24 protein-coding genes and 1 pseudogene are annotated in these 21,851 nt (G+C 65.4%); 14 read left to right on the top strand and 11 right to left on the bottom strand.

The window, feature by feature from the left end:
- Nucleotides 1-14: 14 nt before the first annotated feature.
- Nucleotides 15-1,040, bottom strand: a complete 1,026-nt coding sequence (locus tag AC50YC_RS15530) for a LacI family DNA-binding transcriptional regulator (RefSeq protein WP_494954208.1) — start codon at nucleotides 1,038-1,040, stop codon at nucleotides 15-17.
- A 287-nt stretch (nucleotides 1,041-1,327) separates the two neighbouring features.
- Here AC50YC_RS15530 and AC50YC_RS15525 point away from each other — a divergent pair, with 287 nt between their 5' ends.
- The 5 genes from AC50YC_RS15525 (at nucleotide 1,328) to AC50YC_RS15505 (ending at nucleotide 6,203) form a co-directional block, all read left to right on the top strand.
- The gene (locus tag AC50YC_RS15525; RefSeq protein ID WP_494954207.1) at nucleotides 1,328-2,347 is read left to right on the top strand and encodes an asparaginase; all 1,020 of its coding nucleotides are present in this window, start codon (nucleotides 1,328-1,330) and stop codon (nucleotides 2,345-2,347) included.
- A gap of 68 nt (nucleotides 2,348-2,415) precedes the next feature.
- Nucleotides 2,416-3,303 (top strand): polysaccharide deacetylase family protein, encoded by an 888-nt coding sequence (locus AC50YC_RS15520; RefSeq protein ID WP_144671353.1) that lies wholly within the window; start codon nucleotides 2,416-2,418, stop codon nucleotides 3,301-3,303.
- On the top strand, nucleotides 3,303-4,697 hold the full coding sequence (locus AC50YC_RS15515; protein WP_494954206.1) for an MFS transporter: 1,395 nt from the start codon (nucleotides 3,303-3,305) through the stop codon (nucleotides 4,695-4,697). Before AC50YC_RS15520 ends, AC50YC_RS15515 begins: the two co-directional genes overlap by 1 nt.
- Nucleotides 4,694-5,461 (top strand): SDR family NAD(P)-dependent oxidoreductase, encoded by a 768-nt coding sequence (locus AC50YC_RS15510; RefSeq protein WP_494954205.1) that lies wholly within the window; start codon nucleotides 4,694-4,696, stop codon nucleotides 5,459-5,461. The genes AC50YC_RS15515 and AC50YC_RS15510 overlap by 4 nt, the downstream gene beginning before the upstream one ends.
- A 19-nt stretch (nucleotides 5,462-5,480) precedes the next feature.
- Nucleotides 5,481-6,203: an SDR family NAD(P)-dependent oxidoreductase gene (locus AC50YC_RS15505; protein ID WP_494954204.1), complete on the top strand. Its 723-nt coding sequence runs from the start codon at nucleotides 5,481-5,483 to the stop codon at nucleotides 6,201-6,203.
- 365 nt (nucleotides 6,204-6,568) lie between these two features.
- On the opposite strand, the gene AC50YC_RS15500 is transcribed toward AC50YC_RS15505, so the two are convergent.
- From AC50YC_RS15500 to AC50YC_RS15480, 5 genes are read right to left on the bottom strand one after another with little or no spacing between them, the layout of a single operon-like run.
- Nucleotides 6,569-7,186: an Asp23/Gls24 family envelope stress response protein gene (locus AC50YC_RS15500; protein ID WP_494954203.1), complete on the bottom strand. Its 618-nt coding sequence runs from the start codon at nucleotides 7,184-7,186 to the stop codon at nucleotides 6,569-6,571.
- 50 nt (nucleotides 7,187-7,236) lie between these two features.
- Entirely contained in the window at nucleotides 7,237-7,824 is a 588-nt protein-coding gene (locus tag AC50YC_RS15495) for a DUF6286 domain-containing protein (RefSeq protein ID WP_494954202.1), read from the bottom strand.
- Nucleotides 7,821-8,249 (bottom strand): Asp23/Gls24 family envelope stress response protein, encoded by a 429-nt coding sequence (locus AC50YC_RS15490; RefSeq protein WP_494954201.1) that lies wholly within the window; start codon nucleotides 8,247-8,249, stop codon nucleotides 7,821-7,823. The genes AC50YC_RS15495 and AC50YC_RS15490 overlap by 4 nt, the downstream gene beginning before the upstream one ends.
- Nucleotides 8,246-8,425, bottom strand: a complete 180-nt coding sequence (locus tag AC50YC_RS15485; RefSeq protein WP_144670638.1) for a hypothetical protein — start codon at nucleotides 8,423-8,425, stop codon at nucleotides 8,246-8,248. The genes AC50YC_RS15490 and AC50YC_RS15485 overlap by 4 nt, the downstream gene beginning before the upstream one ends.
- A 58-nt stretch (nucleotides 8,426-8,483) precedes the next feature.
- Nucleotides 8,484-8,987: an Asp23/Gls24 family envelope stress response protein gene (locus AC50YC_RS15480; protein ID WP_494954200.1), complete on the bottom strand. Its 504-nt coding sequence runs from the start codon at nucleotides 8,985-8,987 to the stop codon at nucleotides 8,484-8,486.
- A 190-nt stretch (nucleotides 8,988-9,177) separates the two neighbouring features.
- On the opposite strand from AC50YC_RS15480, the gene AC50YC_RS15475 reads away from it, so the two are divergent.
- Genes AC50YC_RS15475 through AC50YC_RS15465 form a run of 3 tightly spaced genes read left to right on the top strand, consistent with a single transcriptional unit; the run spans nucleotide 9,178 to nucleotide 10,767 of the window.
- On the top strand, nucleotides 9,178-9,774 hold the full coding sequence (locus AC50YC_RS15475; protein ID WP_494954199.1) for an RNA polymerase sigma factor: 597 nt from the start codon (nucleotides 9,178-9,180) through the stop codon (nucleotides 9,772-9,774).
- Nucleotides 9,765-10,379 carry an Asp23/Gls24 family envelope stress response protein gene (locus AC50YC_RS15470; protein WP_494954198.1) on the top strand — a complete coding sequence of 205 codons (615 nt, stop codon included), beginning with the start codon at nucleotides 9,765-9,767 and terminating at the stop codon, nucleotides 10,377-10,379. The genes AC50YC_RS15475 and AC50YC_RS15470 overlap by 10 nt, the downstream gene beginning before the upstream one ends.
- A complete protein-coding gene (locus AC50YC_RS15465; protein WP_494954197.1) occupies nucleotides 10,372-10,767 on the top strand; it encodes an Asp23/Gls24 family envelope stress response protein in 396 nt (131 codons plus the stop codon). Before AC50YC_RS15470 ends, AC50YC_RS15465 begins: the two co-directional genes overlap by 8 nt.
- Nucleotides 10,768-11,124: 357 nt before the next feature.
- Here the strand turns inward: AC50YC_RS15465 and AC50YC_RS15460 are convergent, their stop codons facing one another.
- Both AC50YC_RS15460 and AC50YC_RS15455 read right to left on the bottom strand, forming a co-directional pair.
- Complete coding sequence (locus AC50YC_RS15460) at nucleotides 11,125-11,274, bottom strand: hypothetical protein (RefSeq protein ID WP_494954196.1); 150 nt, start codon at nucleotides 11,272-11,274, stop codon at nucleotides 11,125-11,127.
- 152 nt (nucleotides 11,275-11,426) lie between these two features.
- Nucleotides 11,427-13,690, bottom strand: a pseudogene (locus AC50YC_RS15455) (transglycosylase domain-containing protein).
- A 162-nt stretch (nucleotides 13,691-13,852) separates the two neighbouring features.
- On the opposite strand from AC50YC_RS15455, the gene ggt reads away from it, so the two are divergent.
- Both ggt and AC50YC_RS15445 read left to right on the top strand, forming a co-directional pair.
- On the top strand, nucleotides 13,853-15,685 hold the full coding sequence (gene ggt / locus AC50YC_RS15450) for a gamma-glutamyltransferase (protein ID WP_494954195.1): 1,833 nt from the start codon (nucleotides 13,853-13,855) through the stop codon (nucleotides 15,683-15,685).
- Between the two features lie 117 nt (nucleotides 15,686-15,802).
- The gene (locus AC50YC_RS15445; protein WP_494954313.1) at nucleotides 15,803-16,315 is read left to right on the top strand and encodes a mycothiol transferase; all 513 of its coding nucleotides are present in this window, start codon (nucleotides 15,803-15,805) and stop codon (nucleotides 16,313-16,315) included.
- Between the two features lie 27 nt (nucleotides 16,316-16,342).
- Here the strand turns inward: AC50YC_RS15445 and AC50YC_RS15440 are convergent, their stop codons facing one another.
- Together AC50YC_RS15440 and AC50YC_RS15435 are read right to left on the bottom strand one after the other, a co-directional pair.
- Nucleotides 16,343-16,891 carry a hypothetical protein gene (locus AC50YC_RS15440; protein WP_494954194.1) on the bottom strand — a complete coding sequence of 183 codons (549 nt, stop codon included), beginning with the start codon at nucleotides 16,889-16,891 and terminating at the stop codon, nucleotides 16,343-16,345.
- 2 nt (nucleotides 16,892-16,893) lie between these two features.
- Entirely contained in the window at nucleotides 16,894-17,451 is a 558-nt protein-coding gene (locus AC50YC_RS15435) for a hypothetical protein (protein WP_494954193.1), read from the bottom strand.
- A gap of 257 nt (nucleotides 17,452-17,708) precedes the next feature.
- On the opposite strand from AC50YC_RS15435, the gene AC50YC_RS15430 reads away from it, so the two are divergent.
- The 3 genes from AC50YC_RS15430 (at nucleotide 17,709) to AC50YC_RS15420 (ending at nucleotide 19,646) form a co-directional block, all read left to right on the top strand.
- Nucleotides 17,709-18,167 carry a universal stress protein gene (locus AC50YC_RS15430; RefSeq protein ID WP_494954192.1) on the top strand — a complete coding sequence of 153 codons (459 nt, stop codon included), beginning with the start codon at nucleotides 17,709-17,711 and terminating at the stop codon, nucleotides 18,165-18,167.
- 191 nt (nucleotides 18,168-18,358) lie between these two features.
- Complete coding sequence (locus tag AC50YC_RS15425; RefSeq protein ID WP_494954191.1) at nucleotides 18,359-18,679, top strand: GYD domain-containing protein; 321 nt, start codon at nucleotides 18,359-18,361, stop codon at nucleotides 18,677-18,679.
- A gap of 148 nt (nucleotides 18,680-18,827) precedes the next feature.
- On the top strand, nucleotides 18,828-19,646 hold the full coding sequence (locus tag AC50YC_RS15420) for a nuclease-related domain-containing protein (protein ID WP_494954190.1): 819 nt from the start codon (nucleotides 18,828-18,830) through the stop codon (nucleotides 19,644-19,646).
- 60 nt (nucleotides 19,647-19,706) lie between these two features.
- On the opposite strand, the gene AC50YC_RS15415 is transcribed toward AC50YC_RS15420, so the two are convergent.
- Entirely contained in the window at nucleotides 19,707-21,131 is a 1,425-nt protein-coding gene (locus AC50YC_RS15415) for an HNH endonuclease (RefSeq protein ID WP_494954189.1), read from the bottom strand.
- A 63-nt stretch (nucleotides 21,132-21,194) separates the two neighbouring features.
- On the opposite strand from AC50YC_RS15415, the gene AC50YC_RS15410 reads away from it, so the two are divergent.
- Nucleotides 21,195-21,845, top strand: a complete 651-nt coding sequence (locus AC50YC_RS15410) for a DNA alkylation repair protein (RefSeq protein WP_494954188.1) — start codon at nucleotides 21,195-21,197, stop codon at nucleotides 21,843-21,845.
- Nucleotides 21,846-21,851 lie beyond the last annotated feature (6 nt).

Raw genomic sequence — 21,851 nt, 5'->3', positions numbered from 1 at the left:
CATCTGGGGTTCCCTCAGAGGCTGCTTTCCCGCACACAGAGGGTCGGTTCCAGCCTGACCGGCTCGACACTTTCGCCGTCGAGTACCCGTATCAGGAGTTGCACCGCCGTCCGCCCGATGTCCAGCATGGGCGAGCGGACCGAGGACAGGGGAATGGGAAGCTCCGCGGCCAGCGAGGTGTCATTGAAACCAACCACCGCGACGTCGCCGCCGACAGTGAGGCCATGGGACCGCAGTGCGCCCATGGCACCGATCGCCGCAAAGTCATTGACGGCGAACAGTGCGGTCGGGTCGGGGCGGCAGTGAGTCAGAATATTTTCGGCAGCTTCCCGTCCGCCGGCGGTATCGAACCGAGACCAGACGACGGAGTTACTGGGGATATTGCCGCCCAGCGAACGCCAGCGGTCCACGAAGCCTGCCGTCCGGTCAACGGCCGTGCTGGCGTAAGGCTCGCCGGCGATTACAGCGACGTTCCGGTGCCCCTTGCTCCATAGGTGGTCGGCGACAAGTTCGCCGCCAAGGAGGTCGTCGCAGGTGGCGGACGGGTAGCCCGGGACACGGCGGTTCACGAGCACGAAAGGCACCTTCCGGTCCGTCAACTCCCGCAACAGGCCACTGTCCAGGTGCGCGTCACCGATGATCAGTCCGTCCACGCGCCGGGCCAGCATGGTGTCAGTCTTCCGCCGTTGTTCCTGGGGGTCGTCGCGGGAGTTCATGACGAAGGTCGAATAGCCCAGGGCCGCGGCGGCCTCGTCGATGCCCTCGTACATGGTTGCCAGGACAAGGTCCGAAAGCCGGGGCACGATCACTCCCATGAGGCGCGTGCGCCGAGTCCGCAGGCCGGCGGCCTGGGGGTCAGGGGAGTACCCCCGTTTCCGCGCCAGATCCCGGACACGCTCGGCCGTCGCCACGGAGGCCGCCCCTCGCGCCACTTCGGAGTCCGAGTGAAGGATCCTGGACACGGTGGACGGGTGGATGCCCAGCTCGTCCGCCAGGTCCTTCAACGTGACCGTCGGGTTCCCGGCCATGGTTCCTTCCATTCGCTTACCTGCCTCAACTCAAAAAAGATGTCGCCACTAAGCCTGCCCGATGATCAAGCCGGTCTCTGATTGGGGAACCCCTTGACGTGCCGCACCTCACATTTTATAGTCAATTTACCGCCTACCCAATCGATTGGGTACCCGTGGTCCCGGATTAAGTTGATGTCTGAATACCCTCGAAGCACCAGCAGGCATACCCAGGAAACATCGCTAGAAGATTTTTCTATCCCTCAACCCAATCGATTGGGTACGCATCTCGCAGCAGTTTCAGGACAAACGGAGTGGAAATGACTTTCACAGAAATGGCTGGCCCCCATGTGGTGCTCCTGGCGACGGGAGGAACAATTTCCTCCCGTGCGTCGGAGGCCGGGGGGGCCGCCGTGGCGGCGGACTCGGGAGAGCAGGTGTTCGCCAGCTTGGGGGTGCAAACGTCGTATCCGGTCCGGGTGGCTGACGTCTTCCGGAAAGGTTCGTACCTGCTGACGGTGGACGACATGATCACAATCTGCGCCAGCATCAGGCAATCCCTGGCCGACCCGCAGGTTCTGGGGGTCGTGGTCACCCACGGTACGGACACGATGGAGGAGACCGCCTATCTCGTCGATCTCACCCACGATGATCCCCGTCCGGTGGTGTTCACCGGAGCGCAGGAGGCGGCCGACTCCCCGACGCCGGACGGTCCCGGCAATCTGTCGCGCGCGATCGCCGTTGCCAGTTCCCCGCAGGCCCTGGGAAAGGGCGTGCTGCTGGCGTTTGCCGGGACCATTTTCCCCGCTACTGGAGTTCGGAAGAGCCACACGACCCGGCCCGATGCGTTCGCCAACCCGGATTTCGGAACGGCCGGGTCAGTGTCCGGTTCCGGCGAGGTCAGCATGCATGCAGCACCATACGGGATTGCCCCGCTACCGTTACCGGGCGCCGGCGCCGGTTCACCGCGTGTGGACCTTATTGCTGTTTATCCCGGAGCGGATTCCAAGCTCCTGCAGGCTTCCCTGCAGGCCGGGGCGGCAGGGGTGGTGCTCCAGGGAACTGGAACGGGCAACGCCAACCGCTCGCTGTGCCGGGACGTCGCCGCCGCGACTGAGGCCGGAGTCGTGGTGGTGACGAGCACTCGGGTGGAAGCTGGCGCCGTCGTTGCCCGATACGGCGACGGCGGCGGTGCCGACCTCCGCGCGGCCGGTGCCATACCCTCCGGGCTGCTCAGACCATCCCAGTCGCTGGTCCTGCTCAGCCTACTTCTCAGACTTGATACCCCCCCGGCCCGCATTGCGGAAACCTTCGCCCGCAGGGGAACACTCCCGGACTAGTTCCACCCCGAGACCAAAACTGCAACAACAAAACCTCAACAGAAAAAGCGCAATGAAAGGTTGATCCCATGACTAAGGACATCCAAGTCGCATTCGGCGTCGACGTGGACGCCGTGGCCGGAATGCTCGGCTCCTACGGGGGCGAGGATTCCCCGTGCGATATCTCCCGTGGCCTGTTCAGCGGCGAGGTCGGCGGCCCCCGTCTTATCCGTCTCTTTGAGAAGTACGGCCTGCCCGCCACGTGGTTCGTGCCCGGCCACTCGATCGAGACTTTCCCGGACCTGACCCGGATGATCGTGGACGCGGGGCACGAAATCGGAGTGCACGGATACTCGCATGAAAACCCCATCGCCATGACCCGCGAGCAGGAGACGGCCATCCTGGACCGGTCGATCGAACTCATCGAAAAGGTTTCCGGCCGTCGCCCCACCGGCTATGTCGCTCCGTGGTGGGAATTTTCCCCGGTCACCAACGAGATCCTCCTCGAACGCGGGATCAAGTACGACCACTCCCTGATGCATCGCGATTTCGAGCCCTACTACGTGCGCGTCGGTGACAGCTGGAAGAAGATCGACTACACCAAGGCCGCCGAGACCTGGATGGAGCCGCTCGTCCGCGGCAAGGAAACCGACCTCGTCGAGATCCCCGCCAACTGGTACCTGGACGACCTTCCTCCCATGATGTTCATCAAGGCGGCCCCGAACTCCCACGGCTTCGTCAGCCCCCGGGACATCGAACAAATGTGGCGTGACCAGTTCGACTGGGTATACCGCGAAATGGACCAGGCCGTCTTCACCATGACGATCCACCCGGATGTCTCGGGCCGCCCCCAGGTCCTGCTCATGCTCGAACGCCTCATCGAACACATCAACTCCCACGAGGGCGTCAGTTGGCTCACATTCGACCAAATCGCGGACTCCTTCCTCGCCCGCAGCCCCCGAAAGGAAAACCAGTAATGACCATCCAGCAGCCCGCCATCGACCTTACGAAACCCGCCACCAACGAGAAACGCCGCTTCCCGGTATTCTCCAAGCGCCACACGACCACCGCCACCGTGCTGGCCCTGCTGGCCTGGACCGTAGCTGTGTTCGACTACGGACTTTTCGGAACCCTCCTGCCGGCCATGCAGGAAGAGTTTGGCTGGACCGAAACCGAAGCCTACGCAATCAACACCTGGATCGCCGTCGGCACCGCGATCGTCTGCTTCGGCGTCGGCCCCGTCATCGACCGGCTCGGCCGACGCAAAGGCATGATGGTCACCGTCGGCGGCACCGCGGTTGTCTCCGGTCTGACGGCCCTGATCCCGACCGGAATCCCGTTCCTCAGCAACGGCCTGGTCGTGCTGGTGCGTTCCTTCGGCGGGCTCGGATTCTCGGAGCAGGCCGTCAATGCGACCTACATGAACGAGGTCTACCAGGTCACCGAAGTCGCCGATAAGCGCAAGCGCCCCGGATTCCACTACTCCTTCATCCAGGGCGGCTGGCCGCTGGGCTTCCTGCTCGCCAGTGCCCTTGCCCTCGCCTTCCTCCCGTCCCTCGGATGGCGCGCCCTCTATCTCATGGCAACTATTCCGGCCGTGATCATCGTGTGGGCCATTGCCAAGAAGCTCAAGGAGACGCCGCAGTTCGAGTTGCACCACAAGCTGACCGAACTTGAGAAGAGCGGCAAGACCGAAGAAGCCCACGCACTGGCCCGCGCCTACGGCGTCGAACACTCTTCGGCGGCCCCGCTCAAGCGCATCTGGGAACCGCACCTGCGCCGGAACACGATCGTCTTCTCGCTGGCCTGGATCTTCAACTTCTTCGGCATCATGATCTTCAGCATCCTCGGCAGCTCCGTCCTGAAGAACGCCAAGGGCGTGGAACTCTCCGACGCCTTCTGGATGCTGATCGTCATCAACCTGCTGGCGTACTTCGGCTACGTCTTCCACGGATGGCTCGGTGACAAGATCGGCCGCAAACGAACCATCATCGGCGGCTGGATTCTCTCCGGCATTTCGTTCAGCATCATGCTCAGCCCCATCGCCACCAGCCCCTTCATGATCATCCTCACCTACGGAGCCGGACTGTTCTTCCTGGTCGGACCCTACGCCGCAATCCAGTACTTCATGGCCGAGTGCTACCCCGTCAGCTGCCGGGCCACGGGCACCGCCTTCATCGGCGCGATGAGCCAGCCCGGCATCATTCTCGGCGGTGCACTGTTCACAGCTGCCGCAGCCAGCGCAGGAACCGGCGCTGCAGCCCTGTGGGTCGGCGCCGCAGGGACGCTGTTCTCCGGCCTCCTGATGATCGCCGCTAAGCCCCCGGTCGAGGCCCTGCTCGAGGATCACCCGCACGAGGTGGAAGCATGACACCGGAAACCAGGGTGGCCGTGATCACCGGAGCGGCCAGTGGCATTGGACGGTCCGTCGCCGTCCATTACGCCCACCGGGGCGTGCATTCGGTGATCGGCACCTTTCCCGGTGACCCGCACGACCCGGAAGAAACCCTCCGCCTGGTGACGGACGCAGGCGGCCAGGGAGTCGTCCACGAAGTCGATGTCCGCAGCACACCGTCCGTTGATGCGTTCGCCGAACGCGCCCTGGCGGAGTACGGCCGGCTGGACTACGCGGTGGCCAACGCAGGAATTCTGCGCAACTCGCCCCTGGGCGAGATGACCGATGAGCGCTGGGACGACATGCTCGACGTCGACCTTACCGGCGTACTGCGGACCCTGCGGGCCGGGTCCGCGCGGATGACCGGTGGCGGAGCGATGGTTGCCGTGTCCTCCATTGCCGGAGGAGTCTACGGGTGGGAGGAGCATGCCCATTACGCGGCCGCCAAGGCCGGGGTACTGGGGCTGATCCGCAGCGTCGCCGCGGAACTGGGACCGCGCGGCATCCGCGCCAACGCCGTGATTCCCGGACTCATCGAGACGCCGCAGTCCCTGGACCCGGTGAACTCGCTCGGTCCTGAGGGGCTGCAACGCGCCGGGCGGGAAATCCCGTGGGGCCGGGTCGGACGGCCCGAGGAGGTCGCCAGCGTGATCGGCTTCCTGACCTCCGATGACGCCTCCTACGTCACCGGCCAGTCCCTGATAGTCGACGGCGGTCTCACCATCAAGATGCGTGCCTAAAAGCCGTGGAAGGACAAGAATGAACAACCCAGAAGCCGCGCGTCCCACAGAGGGCCGGGGCGTAGTGGTCACAGGCGGAGCCAGCGGCATCGGCAGGGCCATCGCCGAAGCCTTCACCGCCAACGGCGACAGGGTGGCTGTCCTCGACCGGTCGGGCGGGGCGGGAACCATCGCCGTCGACGTCTCAGACGAAGCGAGTGTGAGGGCAGCCTTCGCCGCCGCACGCGCCCAGCTTGGGGGCATCGATATTCTCGTGAACAGCGCGGGCCTGCTGACCGAATCGCGGCTGGAAGACATGACCCTGGCCATGTGGAACGAAACGATTGCCGTTGACCTGACAGGCGTTTTCCTCTGCTGCCGGGAGGTGGTGGGGGAAATGCGGCGGCAGAAGTGGGGCCGCATCATCAACATCGCCTCCCAGTTGGCCATCAAAGGCGGAACCGGACTCAGCCACTACAGCGCCGCCAAAGCCGGTGTCGTAGGACTGACGAAATCGCTGGCCCTGGAAACCGCCGCAGACAACGTGCTGGTCAACAGCATCGCCCCGGGCCCTATTGAGACGCCGCTGGTGGAGGGAATTTCCGAGGACTGGAAAACGGCGAAGCGTGCGGGACTTCCGCTGCTGCGCTTCGGCATCCCGGCTGAGGTCGCGCCGACGGCCCTGCTTCTCGCCAGTGACCCGGGAGGCAACCTGTACGTCGGCCAGACGCTGGGACCAAATTCCGGCGACGTCATGCCTTAGGACAGGAAACCTCGCATGTGTGGTGCGTGTGGACGAAGTGTTACGAGCGACCCCGTACTGGGGTCGATCCGAACGATGCGGCAGCACCTCATTGTCGCCCAAACGATCAACAGAGTGTGCCAATCCTGGCCCGGGGCCCCGAAAGTGGCCGCCACCAGCGACGGCTGGATGGTTGCGGGACCAACCGGAGCCACAGCAGCCGTTGCGACAGTGGAGGCGCTGTGGTCCGCTGTGCTCCCGAGCAGGCCGGGAGCGCGGTCCTGGCATCTGCATCATTTCGCGGCAGCGGACTTGAATACGGAGGACCTGTCTCTCCGGGTTCTGGCTCTCGGCTACCAGATGGCGCGCACTGCGGACACGGGCAGCTAGTAGACGACGGTACCGGTGGAATGCACCACGGTTCCGGTGCTTTGGGTTCGTCCGCTGATATCGATCTGCAGCCGGCTGCGCTGCAAGGGGGCCTCCAGGGCGTTGGAGAGCTCCGGCAGGGTGGATGTTTGGATGCGGTGGATGACGTCCCGGACGTCGGCCCTGTCGTTGACCGTCACCTTGAGGGTCAGGTCGGCGGCCCTGGCTGTTCCCCGCAGCAGGGCCGCGGAAGTGACGACACCGGGCAGGGTGTTGATCTGCTTTTCGACGGCGGCGGCGAGGACGGACGGGTCGCAGAGGGTGAAGCCCTGGCTGCCGTCGTCATGGAGGCGGTAGGCGCTGGCCGTGTTTCTCCGCGGGACCTGGGCGATGATCCACAGCAGGCCCAGCACCCCGATGATGACTCCGATGATCAGTATGAGGGCCGCGACCCACTGCGGCGCGAAGAACGCCTGCAGATCACCGGTGACGACGGACGTCCCTGAGGGGGCGGTGTTTAGGAGAGTAGGCAGGGTACCGCTCGCCTGCAGGAGCAGCGCGGTGCCCGCGGCCAGGACGAGGATGCCGAGAATAGTCAGCCAGATCCGGTTCAGAGTTCCTGCGGTCTGTCTCATCGGAAACCATCCTTCAAATAGTCGCGGTGTGTGCGGGTGCGCGAATGGCCTTAGTCTCTGGACCGTACCGTGGCGGTAACCTGCGGAACCGGCGAGAGCCCGGTTTCTTCCAGACGGGCCCGGACAGCGTCGGTGATCCTGTTGCGCAGGTCCCCTGGCTCGTGCAGGGAAGTCGTCACGCTCACGTGTACGCGCCGGGTGGTGGCTGTCGCTGAGGCCGAGCCGACGCCGTCGATCTGTACGCACCGGGCTTTGGCCAGGTGGGCGACGGCGCGGCGTGTCATCACTGTTTCCTGCTCCTGCACCGGTGGTGCCGAAGCTCCGGCGGCGGTGCCGGAATCATCGATTGTGAGGGCACTGAACGCTCCGGGAATGATCGCGCACAACAACAGGATCACCCCGGCCACGACGGCGGCTATCCCGATCTGCCATACGGCGGGGTCGTTCCAGGCGAGCGCGGCGAGCCAGTCGCGTGGTCCCTGCAGCACAGTGGGCCACGCGCCGTTGACCAGCCGGGTGATGCTCAGCCAGACCAAAGCGACGCCGGCAGCCAGGAGCATGATTCCGACGATGAGTGCCGGGACGGCGCGGCTGGGCCGGTGCCGCAGGCGCGTGGACCGTTGGTCGTGCCTGCTCATAGCAGCTTCCTTCGTCCGTTGGTGTCGGTGCCGGTGGTCAGCCACGAGATCCTGATGTCGACCTGCCGGACGTCAACTCCGGTCAACTCCGTCACCCGGGCCGCGATCCGGTGCCGCAGTTCCTCGGTGGCCTGGCGCAACGGCACCGGATAAAGCATCCCGACCTCGACTCTCAAAGTCGCGATGTTCCCGGTGAGTTCAACGGACGCCTTGGGCCGGGCGGAGAGATCAGCGCGGCTTCCGATGCCCAGAAATCCGCCGGAGGAACCGCCGGCGGAGGATTCGTCGCTGGCGACCTGGCCGACGATTTTCTCGATCACCCTGGCTGCCACGACGGTCTGCCCCCGCGTGCCCGTCTCGCCGAAGTAGTCACCGGCGTCACCGGCCCCGGGCAAGGGCAGCGCGTGGGCTCCTTGCGGGTTCATCGGCTCGATGCTCTACCGAACAGGGCCTGCACATCGAGTTTTCCTTCCGCGACCCGACCGACCAGCAGACCGATGAATCCGAGGATCACCGCGGCCAGCAGCGCCAGCCAGCCGCCGAAGCCCAAAACAATTCCCAGTACCAGACCTATCGTCAGGCACCAACGTGTAGTAGACATAGCCATCCCTTTTCCTCATCGGTCCGTTCCCCTTGGCGGAGGTTACTGTGACAAGCGGTTACTGAAGTTCGGTCTTCTGTTCCTGCTGGACGTCACGGTCGTCGTCGGGCAGGTGGACATCGGTGACATTGATGTTCACTTCCAGTACTTCCAGGCCGGTGGCGCGCTCCACGGACTGGATGATGTTGCGGCGGATACCCTGGCTGACCTCCACCACGGAGAACCCGTACTCGATGACGATGGAGACATCGATGGCTGCCTGCCGTTCGCCCTTTTCCACGCTGACGCCGCCGCTGACATTGGTCTGGGACCCGGGAATGCGTTCGGTCAGGGCGCTGAACGCGCGCCGGCCGGCACTGCCCATGGCGAACACCCCGGGAACTTCGCGGGTGGCCATGCCGGCCAGCTTCTGCACCACGGTTTCCTCGATCGTGGTGGCACCGCGATCGGTGTGCAGTGCGTCCCTAGCCTTCGATTGTTCCAGCGCGCTGCTGTGCTTCTTCTCCTCGGATGTGGTCATGACGCCGCTGGAAGCTCCGGGGGTTCTGGGTGTCTCTGTCATGGAAAACATCTCCTCGTGGGGCTGGTGATCGTGCTTACACCGATATAGACGAAGCCCGACAGGAATCGTCACGTGCTGGCGCAGATTTTTTTCTACCGGGCAGCAGGCCGAAGTCCTGTTCCGGGCGCTGCCCGGCTGTGGCATATTGGGGCCCGGGGGTCCGGTGCGTTTCAGGACGGGATGGACAAGCATGGATGATCACGGCCCCGGCTTAGAACCGGACCTGGACGAGGGGAGTATCGTCGCCCGGGCCCAGGACGGCGACCTGGCAGCATTCGAACACCTGGTGCTCACCTATCAGTACAGGCTGTTTCGGCTGGCGTATCGGATGCTCAATGACTGCGGCGAAGCCGAAGACATCGTGCAGGAGACTCTGACAACAAGCTGGCGCGGTCTGCCCATGCTCGCTGATGTCGATGCTTTCGGTGGTTGGATCTACCGGCTGGCGACGAACAAATGCCTGGACCTGCTGCGCAAGCGGGCTGCCCATGCCGAGAACATCATCGAGCCGGACGACATGGACACCATTCCGGAAGCCCGTACCCGCCCGGTGCCGGCTGGATGGGACCCGGCCCACGAGGCTGAATGGTCCGCCGAACAGGACGGCCTGACCGCAGTCCTGAACACGCTCCCCCCGACCCAACGGGCCTGCTGGCTGCTGCGGGAAATGCACGGACGCAGTTACTCCGAGATTGGTGTCACACTGAAGATCAGCCCGACAGCAGTTCGCGGCACACTCGCCCGGGCACGGCACCAGATAGCAGAAGGGATGAGCCAATGGCGTTAGATGACATCCCCCGGCTCGGTTGCGGCCGTAGCATCGACAGCATCTGGACCACCATCGACCGGCCTCCCGCCGCACACGAGGAAGAGTGCGAACAATGCCAAACTGCCAGAACCCAGCTACAAAGGCTCAGTGAAGCAACCCGTTCACTGCGCGAAAGCGACCTTCACAATCCCGCGCTGAAACCCCTTCCCGGGGTCAAGGACGCCATCATGGACGTGGCCCGCGCGGAAGTCCGTCGCGGCAGCAAAATCCTCCTGCGCAGCGCGGACAATGGCACCACGGAGATCAGCGAACAGGCCTTGGGCTCCCTCATCCGGTTCGCGGCAGCAGCCATCCCCGGAGTCCACTCACGACGCTGCCGCATCGAAATACGCTCAGCCGCCGCCAGCTTCGCCGGTGAAGAATATCCGTCCGGAACCACCGGTACCGCCACCACTGCAGGTCCGCGCCTCATTATCAATCTTCGGGTTGCCGCCGCCCCGGGCATCGTTATCCCCCTGGTGGCGGAGGCGCTGCGACACGAGATCAGCACCGCGATTCCGGCCGGCGTCGGTATTGGGGCCGGAACCGTCAACATCACCGTGGAGGACCTTTACGATGTCTGACCAACCCCTCCAAGGCTCCATCATCACCAGCCAGCTCATCGCCTCCATCGCCACCCGCACGGCACTGGAAACCCCCGGAGTCCTCAGGCTTGAACCCACCATCCAAGGCTTCCTGGCCCGGCTCGGTCCCGCCGCCTTGCGACACCTCCGCAATCCCGGCAGCCAAAACGACACCTACCGGCATGACGGCGTCTCCGCGACAATCAGCGACGGCACCGCACGCGTCCACCTCGATATCGCCACCGACATCGCCTACACCGCCCTCGACGTCGCCGAAAAAGTACAACAACGCGTTCGTGAAAGCATCAGCCACACCGGCCTTACCCCAGGCACAATTGACATCACCATCCTTGCCATAGAACACCACCGCGGCACAACAATCGTTTAGAGCGCTATGCCCGCGGTGCCCGTGGCGGTCTGGCCTGACCGTAAGCCGGGCCTGGCTGGTCGTACCGGGACCGACCGTTTCGCCCATTCTTCCCACGGGTATCAGGGCGGTCCGAGGGCGGCCCCGCGGGTCCGGACAGTCTGCGGGCATCCGCAGGCTCCTCCACGCTCCGCAGCTGGAGTTCCTGCGTGACGAGCCCCAGCAGGTCGAGGGCAGCCTCGGACCCGTCGAGCTCCACGCACTGCCTGAGCGTGGCCTGGAGCCGAAGAAGCTCGGCGGAGGGCAACAACGGCCAGCGCCGGAACGTGCCGAAGATCTGCGCGGACGGGACGCCTTGGGGAACCTGGCGGTAGATCGTCAAGCCGCCGAATCCCGCGAAAGAGCGGTCCTGCGGGGCACGGGGGCCCGTGCGCGGATAGGGGCGAGGGTGGGTTCTCCGAAAGGGGAGACGTCGATGGTGCCGGAATCCGTGTCCACGGCGACGGTGGCATCCAGGTTGCTTGTCATAGACACTATCTCTCTACGAGTCAGATATGGCCGCTGCCGGACCTCTTCCAGAATACTGGCCCTGTCAGGGGCGGCGTCACATTCCGGGTAACAGAAGGGCCGCCGCAGCACCCCCGGGCGTCGTTCCGAAGAACCCCCGGGGCAGCTGCCGCTCAGTCCCGATCAGCATCCCGTCGATCCGAATCCCGATCAGCATCCCGTCGATCCGAATCCCGATCAGCATCCCGTCGGCCAGCATCCCTTCGATCAGAATTCTTGTCATCGGACTTCTTGTCCTCGGGCTTCTTCGTCATCGAGTCGGGCGGCGCCGGGAACGCCTCGGCGGGATAGAGTCCCGCGACCTCGAGCATGTAGTTCGCCCACTGGGGGCCGGCGAGCATGTAGCCGTCGATGCCTTTGTAGAACTTGCCGTTGACGGTGATGTTCTGTCCGGGCCGTTTCTGGCCTTCCAGCGCGTCTCCGAAGAAGGACGCGGTGGCCAGGCCGCTGGTGTAGCCGACCACCCAGGTGGCGCCGTTGGTGTTGGACGTGCCGGTCTTGGCCGCAATCGGGAAGCGGCTGTGGACCTTGGGTTTGATATAGACGCCGGAACCCTTTTTCAGCACGTCCTGCAGCACGGAGTTCACGCCGCGGGCAACGCTGGGCTTGATGGCGTCACGGCAGGACTTGGTCTGGGCCGGGAGCTGCTGTCCCGCCGCGTCGGTCACTTCCACAATGGCGACCGGCTCGCAGTACTTCCCGTCATTGGCGAATGTGGCAAAGGCATTGGCCAGCACCAGCGGCGCCACCCCGATCGCCCCCAGCAGGTTGCCGAGTTGATGCATGTTGACCGGTGCGTTATCCAGGCCGCTGTGGATTCCGGCGGCATCCACCATCTTCTGGATACCGCAGAAATCCAGTTGGGCGGCCTCCGCGAAGGTAGCGGTGTTGATGGAGTTGTACAGGCCGTAGTCGACGCGCATTTTGCGGTAATAGCCGGCGTCGTTGTTCTGCAGGTCCTCCGCCGCCGCGCGGTTCTTCTCTTTTGTGTTGTAGGCGCCGAGCACCTTGCCGCAACTGGATTCCCACTTGAAATCAAGGGGATAGGTCCGCCGGGAGGCATCCACGGTTTCGGCCAGGGACTTGCCCTCCCTGAGCCATTCCGCCAAGGTGAACGGTTTCATGGTGGACCCGGGCTCGAACCCGCCGGCGCCGTTCAGGTCATTGCCCTTGGCGTCCTTGGAATCGACGTTGAAGTTCAGTTGGGTGTCGAATTTTCCGTCTTCGGGGAGGAACACGGTGTTTTGAGCCTTCGCCAGGACTTTTCCCGTCCCCGGCCCGATGGAAACCAGCGACGCGCCCCACTTGTCGGGGTTGGCCCCGGCCGTGGCATCGACCTGTGCCTGCGCGGACTGCTGCAGCCGGCTGTCCAGCGTAGTGGTGATGGTCAGGCCCCCGCGGAACAGCTTTCTCACCCGGGAAGCAAGGTCGACGCCGTAAGCCGGGTTGTTGAGGATGAGGTGCGAAACGTAGTCGCAGAAGTACGGTGCCATTTCCGCGCCGGCGCAGCCCTGTTTCCCCGGGTTGAGGGTGAGCTCCACCCCGGTGGCAGCGGCGGCGTCGTGCTCCGCTTGGGAGATCCGGCCGAGGTCCAGCATTGCGCCGAGCACGTGGTTGCGTCGCTCGATGGCGTTCTCGGGGTAGATGGCGGGATTGTAGAAACTGGGGCTTTTCACCAGGCCGGCGAGCAGTGCTGCCTGCGGCAGGGTCAGGTCCTTGGCTGTGGTGCTGAAGAAGTGGCGCGACGCGGCCTCAATGCCGTAGGCATCCCGGCTGAAGAACACGATGTTGAGGTAGCCCTCGAGGATCTGGTCCTTGGTGTACTTCTTCTCCAATTCGAGTGCGAGCCGCATCTCGCGCACCTTGTCGCCGACGCTCTTTTGCCCGTTGAGGACAATCCGGTCGCCCTTGTCAGCCGACACCAGGGACTCGTTGAGAACGTTGGTAACATACTGCTGGGTCAGGGTGGAGGCGCCCTGCCTGCCGCCGCTGGTCAGGTTGGATGCCAGAGCCCGAAGAATTCCCTGCGGGTCGATACCCGGATGCTCGTAGAAGCGGCGGTCCTCGATGGCGACAATCGCGTCCTTGATGTGCGCGGACATCTGGTCCAGGCTGACTTTCACCCGGTTCTCGGCGTAAAAGGTGGCGATCGTCTTCCCGTCAGCGGTCAGGACCTTGGGGATTCCGACGGCGGATCGACCGTCAGTTCCGCGGGGAGGCCGTTGAAGAACCCGACAGATCCTTTAAGGGCAACACTGGCTCCGGCGACCGCGGGGACCATGAAGCTGGCGACGAGAACACCGCAGATCACGCTCACGGTGAAGTAGCCGAGCACGCCTCGGAGGGCCTTGGCCAGTCGCGATCCGGGTCGAGCCATGCCCTGAACCTAGTGGCTTCTCTCCGGACGGCACCTCATCCGAAAAGGATGGTCCCGCCGGCCCGACTACCGGCTTCAGGCAGGAATGTCTTGAACGCCCCACCAGTGCGTAGTACCGTGACAGGAAGTGTCAATACGCATCACAAGCACTCGGGAGAGATCATGGCATATGTGACACGCCGGCTCGTTGCCGTCACGGCGGCTTTGGCCTTGAGCGTAACGGCCTGCACTGTCGCCAGCCCCGCCTTCGCCGATCCGAGGGAGACAGTCAAGACCCCGACCGCTACCGGATACGGCGGCGCCGTGAGCACCGTGGACCCGCAGGCGTCGGCCGCTGCCCTCGAGGTCCTCCGCAAGGGCGGGAACGCGGCCGACGCCGCCGTCGCCGCAGCCGCGACGCTCGGGGTGACCGAGCCCTACAGTGCCGGGATTGGAGGCGGAGGCTACTTCGTCTTCTACGACGCGGAGACCGGCGAGGTCGGCACTATCGACGGCCGCGAGACCGCACCGGCCGGGATTCCGCGGGACGCGTTCATCGACGAAAAGACCGGAAAGCCCTACCGCTTCACTCCCGAGCTCGTCACGAGTGGCGTCGCCGTCGGCGTTCCCGGCACGCCGGCCACCTGGGAACGTGCCCTCGACCGGTGGGGCTCCCTGAGCCTGGGTGAGGCCCTCAAGCCCGCCATCAAGGTGGCGACCCGCGGCTTCGTGGTCGACGAGACGTTCCGCCAGCAGACCCTCGACAACAAGATCCGCTTCGAGGCGTTCACCTCGACGAGCAGCCTCTTCCTCCCGGGCGGGGACGCCCCCGCCGTCGGAAGTGTCTTCCAGAACCATGACCTCGCCGAGACCTACCGGCTCCTCGCAAAGAAGGGCACAAGCGGCTTCTACAGCGGCCCGCTTGCGGCGGAGATCGCGGCGACCGTCCAGGCTCCGCCCAAGACTGCCGACACAATGCTGCCCGTCCCGGCAGGCCACCTGACGACGGCGGATCTCGCCGCCTACCGTGCCCTGGATCAGGAGCCCACGAAAGTGGAGTACCGCGACCTGGACGTCTACGGCATGGCGCCGTCCAGCAGCGGCGGCACCACAACGGGTGAGGCGCTGAACATCCTGGACACGTTCAACCTGTCCGGGATGTCCACCGCAGGCGCACTGCATCACTACCTGGAAGCGAGCGCACTTGCCTTCGCTGACCGGGGCAACTACGTGGGAGACCCGGCATTCGGTGACGTCCCCACCGCCGCGCTTACCGACCCGCTTTTCGGCAAGGAGCGCGCCTGCCAGATCGACCCGCTGGCCGCCGCTGTGAAGCCCGTACTGCCGGGTGACGTCTCCTCGTACGACGGCGTGTGCCCCGCTACCGCCGCGGCGCCCGTGGACGAGAAGGACACCGAAAACATCTCGACGACGAACCTGACAGTCGCGGACAAGTGGGGCAACGTGGTCGAGTACACGCTCACGATCGAGCAGACCGGAGGGTCCGGCATCGTGGTCCCCGGCCGCGGCTTTTTGCTCAACAACGAGCTGACCGATTTTTCGACCGTGTACAACGAGGCCGACCCGAACCGGATCTGGCCGGGGAAGCGCCCCCGCTCTTCCATGGCGCCCACCATCGTCCTCAAGGATGAAAAGCCGTTCCTCGCACTCGGCTCGCCCGGTGGCTCGACCATCATCACGACCGTCCTGCAGACGATCCTCAACCGGGTGGATCTGGGCATGAGCATCTCTGAGGCCATCGCGGCACCCCGGGCCTCGCAACGGAACACAGCCAAGGTCACGGCCGAGCCGGAATTCATCGCGATGCACGGCAAGGAGCTCAATCCTTACGGCCACCACTTCACACCGTCGGGTGACGCGTTCACCTCGGCAGCAGAAATCGGGGCCGCGACCGCCATTGAGTTCCTGCCCGACGGGCGCATGGTCGCAGCGGCCGAGCCTGTGAGGCGCGGTGGCGGATCCGCGATGGTACTTACACCGTCGCCGAAGCCGTGACACGAGGCGGTAGGGGTCAAGTGCCGGATCCACAAAGCCCGGGGGAGAGCCCTATCTCGTGGTGCTGCATCCATGCAAGCATGGGGGCTCACCGAAAATGCGCAGGAAGTGGACTCGATGAAATCCAACGAATTGCTGCTCGACGCCTTCGCCCGGATCCGCGAGACCGTGGCCGCAACTCTCGAAGGGGTCGACAACGAGGCGCTTGTCCGCCGGCCCTCAGGGAACGGTAACTCGGTGGCGTGGCTGATCTGGCACCTCAGCCGGGTCGAGGATGCACAGTTGGCCTCGGCCGCCGGCCTGGAGCAGGTCTGGACCTCGCAGAGGTTTGCCGGCCGATTCGACTTGCCGCTTTCCGGACGCGACACCGGGTACGGCCATACGAGCAGCCAGGTCGACGCTGTGAAGGCGCCGCCTGAGCTCCTGCTCGACTACTACGACGCCGTTCACCGGCAGACCGTCGAGTTCCTGACGGGCCTTGGCGATGAGGACCTCGACCGCGTCGTCGACACCCGTTGGGATCCGCCCGTCACGCTCGGGGTGCGGCTGGTCAGCACGATCGCCGACTGCCTCCAGCACGTGGGGCAGGCAGCGTATGCCAGGGGCTTGAATCCCGCGCGCCCAGTCTAGGAGACCGGGAGTCCAGAAACCCACAGACTAGGAAGCGTCAGTGCCTACGGTGCCGGCATGCCCGTCCGTTGCAGCGGCAACGAGGCGATCAAAACTGGCGGTCCCGTTCTCCGGGGGGACCACGGTGAAGACTGCGAACCATTTCTCCGGCGCATTTGTCTCCACCGCTGCAAGCCGTTCCACGTGCAGGTTCAGGCCGGGCACCCCGCCAACGAGGAGCGGCAGCGGTTCGCCGCTCCTGACCAGGCGACGGAGATCCCTGACCGACAGCAGGTCATCAGCGGTGCCCGTCACCTCGGCGATCGTATCGTTTACCCTCTTGGTCAGCCCCGTCATGAATCGCCTCTGGCTCGAGACCGTGGGACCCGTCAGGAGCGCCGCGACGACGACCGTGAACAGGGCAACGGCCCCGAAACTCCTGAGTCCATGAATGAAGATCATCAGGATGAGGCACAGGAACGAAGCAAAGACACTGGACATAACGAACCGGACCACGGGGTTTTCGCCGGGTTTCTTTGACCAACGGACAAGGGCGACAGTGCTCTGACGCGACTGATCGTGCCGTGAACTGTCCATGACTAGTACCCCTTCACTTCCATAAGCGCTTCAGCCAGAACGACTGCCTGGCGTGCGTCCTTGAGATCGCTCAGCAGACCCTGGTCCGGGAGGGCTGAGGTGGCCACGGTTGAACCGGCGAGGGCCGAAAGGACGGCGCTCAATTTTTCGCGGTCGTGTGACAGCAGCCGGGACGACGTCAGTTTGACCCTGCTCAACTCAAGCTCCAACAGTGATTTGTCGATTGCCCCGCGGCGCCCCTGCATCACCGATATCTTGTCCCTGATGCGCTGTTCACGGTCGCGGAACATCGATTCCATATTGACCGCCACGTCGTGGAGTTCACCCAGCGCGGTGTAGGACTGCGGCGACCCGGAGTGCCGGGCGAGCTGCCCGCTGACGTGGAGGCGCCGTCGTGCCCATTTCCGTACAACAGACTCGTAGGGTTCCAGGAGCAACGAGACGGCCGCCATGGCCTTGTCCAGCGACGCTGCCCGTGTGCTCAGGCTGGTGGTGGCAGCGTCCAGCCTCGTCAAAAATGCCTCGTAATTGTCCTGGTTCGGGGGCGGGTTGGCCTTCATGGGCCACCCGCACACTGCGGGGCCGCGCCACCCAGGCAAACCCGCCCGGGGCGGCCGGAATTCCGCCGCCGACATCCGCCCCCAACTCTCATGGCAAGAGACTAGAGGCTCCGGGCGTGTTGTCATAGGGTCCACCGTTCGGCTGCACCAGGAACCCAGGAGCGTCCACAGTGTTTGCGCGGACCTTGACACTGACTTTCACGGTCATCGAGACTGAAAGATCCAGGCTGCCCACCGAGGCTAGGGATGGAAAGACAATGACCAGTTCAGGCTCATTCGTGATTGTGGTTGGTTTTGACGGTTCCAAGAATTCGCAAAATGCGCTGAGGTGGGCCATGGACGAGGCCCAGCAGCGCAACGGCCAGCTCCGCCTGGTCACGGCCTGGAGCAAACCCCCGCTGTCCTGGTTTCCGGCAGTACTGGAAACGGCCGCCGGCGAAATCGCGGCGGAGGATTCCCCGCAACACGTCGCAGAGACGGTCCAGGCTGATGCCCTGAAAACCGCAGAGAGCGAGGGGGTGGCCGCCACCGGGCAGGTCGTTCACAATGATTCGGCGGCGTCGGCAATTATCGACGCCGCCAAGGACGCGGATCTCGTCGTCGTGGGCGCCCGCGGGCATGGCGGATTTACCGGCCTGCACCTGGGGTCGGCGGCCACCCAGATCATCACCCACGCACCGTGTTCCGTCCTGGTCGTCCGGTCAAAGTCTTCCTGACGTACGGGGCGCCGGCACAACCCCATTTGCCTGAATCCAGGGACCTTCCCGCAACCCGTTGTCAGGGCGCGGGGGACGGCCTACGATGTGGCCACAGCCCCACTCTGGGGACCAGCTCCGGGACCCGCCCGCAAAGAGTTCTGGACCCAATTTCGGATGCCCGAGTCCGGACATCACGGGACGGAATGATCATGGCAAAATATTTGTTTGAAGCGAACTACGTGGGCGAGGGCATCAAAGGCCTCATGCGCGAAGGGGGCACGAAGCGCCGTGATGCGCTCGTCGACGCCCTCAAATCCGTCGGAGGCTCGCTCGAATGTTTCTACTACGCATTCGGGGAGACCGACGTGCTGGGGGTCTTCGAGGTGCCGGAACCCTCCGACGCCGCCGCGCTGTCGCTCATGATCAATGCCACAGGAACCGTGAACGTGCGGCTGAAACCACTCATGACGCCGGAGGATATTGACGACGCGGCAAAGAAAACACCGAGCTACCGGGCTCCCGGGCAGTAGGACCCCGGGGCCAGCCAAAAGTGTCGAGCCCGGGCCAGGTTTAGGTAAGCATTCCGCAAGCTTTCCGGCAAGGGGACGCCCTGCGGCGTAACGCACGGACTGCCGCGCCTAAGATCTCTCTCATGCGACGCCACCCAGAGCCCTTTAAATGACCGCCGAACCCGTCCCCACACTGCTCGCGGCACGGGTCCCGGCCCACGCCGTCATGGAGGAGCTGCTGGCACTTCAAGCATTGGAGCGACAACGCTCCACCCTCCAGCGCATCTTTGGCGTCAGCCCGTTGAGCGAGGAAACCCGGCCCTGGTACCGGGGCGCTCTGGGGGAGATCGCGGTCGGCGGCATCCTTGCGGGGCTGGGTCCGGACTGGCTGGTACTGCATGCTGTGCCGGTCGGGACGGGGTCGACTGACATCGATCACGTGCTGGTGGGACCGGCCGGGGTCTTCACCGTCAACACGAAGAACCACTCGGGCCAGCCCGTCTGGGTGGCCGGGCGGACACTTATGGTGGCAGGCAAGAAGACGCGCCACCTTTACAACGCGGCACATGAAGCGGCGCGCGCGTCCAAGCTCCTCAGCGCAGCGGCGGGCGACGCCGTCGACGTCACCGCCGTCGTGGTGATCGTGGCGCCCAAGACGCTGACTATCAAGGCGGCCCCGGAACAGGTGAGAGTACTCACGGAGCGGCAGCTGGTGCGCTGGCTCAAGCGGCGCCCCAACGTTCTTGACCCCGACCAGATATCCCGTATTGCGGCCGCGGCCGTTGTGCCGGGGACATGGCACCGGAATCCTGCCGAACCCGGGGACGCGGTCACAATCCAGCGGAACTTCACTGGCCTGCGGTCCCTGGTGGATCAGGCCCGACGACGGCGGGCGGCCTGGGTGCTGGGCGCTCCTGCCGCCGGGTTCGTGATGCTGGTGACCGGAGGACCGCTGGGCACGATCATCCAGGCGCTGACGGGCCGCTGAGACTTCTTTCAGTCAGGCCGGCGGCGCTTCAGGTTGCTTCTTCAGGATGCGGGTGTTTGTTCAGGCCGCGAGTTGGCTTTGCTGCCGGGCGCGGTGGAGGTCGTTGGCTCGGCGGCGGCGTTGGCGGCGGTGGCTTGGGCTCTTTGCCATGGCCAGGTCCGGCGCCGGCTCCGGTTCCGCGTGGCGGAGAGGGGTTCCCGGGAGTGGCGGGGCGGTGGATTGGTAGGCGTGGCCGGTGGGGGTGGTGACATCGAGGGTGTGTCTGGGGCCGGGGCGTGGTCGAGTGGACCAGCCGGGGGTTTCTTTGGTGTGGTTGCAGGCTTCGCAGAGCCCGGCTCCGTTGTTGTGGGTCGTCGGTCCGCCGCGGTTCCAGGGGATGATGTGGTCGAAGTGGCGGATCGGGGCGTCGCAGTAGGGTGTGCGGCAGGTGTCGTCGCGGGCGGTGAGGAAGCGCCGGAGTCCGGGCGGGAAGAGCCGTGCCCGGGAGTCCAGCGCGGTGAGCTCGCCGGTGCCCGGGGCGGTGTAGAGCCGGCGCAGCCAGACGTTCATGTCCCGGTCCCCGGTGGTGTCCGCGGCTGAGCCCCCGGCGTTGGTGAGCATCTCCCGGGCCCAGCCGGCGGGGACGATGCCGTAGCCGGGGAGGCGGGCGGGTTCGCTGTCGCCCTGGAAGAGGGTGCGGTCGGTCATGACGAGCTGGATCTCGATGCCGCTGATCCCGTCTGGGGTGCCGGTGGTGCGTTCGACGAGGGCGTCGGCCATGATTTGCCCGCGGGTCCGGGGGTCCCCGGACCCGCGGAGGGTGTCGGCGTGCCGGGTGAGGCCTGCGTACACGGCGGCACCCTGGGCGACGGGGAGCAGTGCGGTGAGGTAGCACATCGTGTCCGGGGCCGGGCGGAGGCTGACGTGCCGTTCGGTCGCGGCGTGGCTGGCGCGCTGGGTGACAGTGCGCGGGTCCCGCCGGTACGCGGCGGCCCGCGCCGCTGCGATGATGCGACGGTCCCCGGTCCCGTCGAAGGTTCCGGTGTCGGGGGCGAGTTCGGCGTCGACGGCGGCCCGGTCCTCCGCGGACAGGCACGCGGTTTCCTTCACGAGGAGGGTGGCGCGCCATTCGTTGAGCTGCCCGGCCTCCAGGGCCGCGAGGGTGTGCGGCATTTCGGTGACGAGGGCTTTCGCCAGGCCCAGGAGCCGGCCGCCCTTGGCCGGGGATTCCCGCCGGGCCAGGGCGATCTGCGCGCCGACCCCGGCACCAAGTTCCGCCGCGGGCATCCCGGCGTCGGACTGTTCACGGCGCTGGAGCAAATCCAACATAACGGCGTAGCGGGCCTGCGACGCGGCCGCGGCGGACTTCAGATCCTCCAGGTCCCGGAGCTGGCCGATCAGTCCGGCACTGTCCCGGGCGGGCCGGACAGCCGCCAGCGCCCGGGCCACATCGGTGACTGTCACCTGTTCTGGCGGGGCCACCCCGGGCCCCTGAACGCCGTCCATGGAAACACACTATCGGGCACCTGCGACAAATTCCGGCGCTGCGGCATGCGGGAGAATGGCACCATGAGCGATGCCAGCGATTTCATAGATCTAGCGCTGCAGCGTGAGGCGTCGTGGAGCCGCGCGGAGGAGTCCGAGGGGCGTTACGGCGGCGGTCAGCGCTACTACGGCGCGTCTGTTGGAGCCGTGCGCGGAACGGTCCGCGATGCCCTCCGCCGTCACCCGGGACTGACGCACGATGACATCACCGCCCTTAGTTCCGAGTTATGGGAGGTGCCCGTCTTCGAACGCCGCCTCGCCGGCGTCGTGCTCCTGCAATCCAGCGTCCGGCTGCTGACCAATACGGACCTGACCCGGATCGAGGGGTTCGTGCGGAGCGCACGGCTGGGTGCGCTCGTCGATCCGCTCGCCGTCGACGTCGTTGGTCCCCTGATCGCGGGCCTCGATGTGGTCGGCAGGGTGCGCGCGGACAGTGTCCTGGACCGCTGGGTGCGGGATCCCGACGGCTGGCTGCGCCGGGCCGCCCTGCTGTCCCCGCTCCGTGAGCTTCGTGCCGGTGCGGGGGACTGGTCGCGGTTCGTGCGCCATGCCCGCCTGGTGCTGGAGTCCGCGCCCCAGCGCACTGAAGACAACGACGACGGCGCGGTCGCCGCGGGGGCGGTCTCCCTCGTGCTTGCCGAGACGGCCAGGCACCGCCCGGAGCTGGAATTCTGACCGGCG

The sequence above is a fragment of the Pseudarthrobacter sp. MDT1-56 genome (genome assembly GCF_059383555.1).
This window is presented reverse-complemented; position numbering and strand designations above follow the sequence as displayed.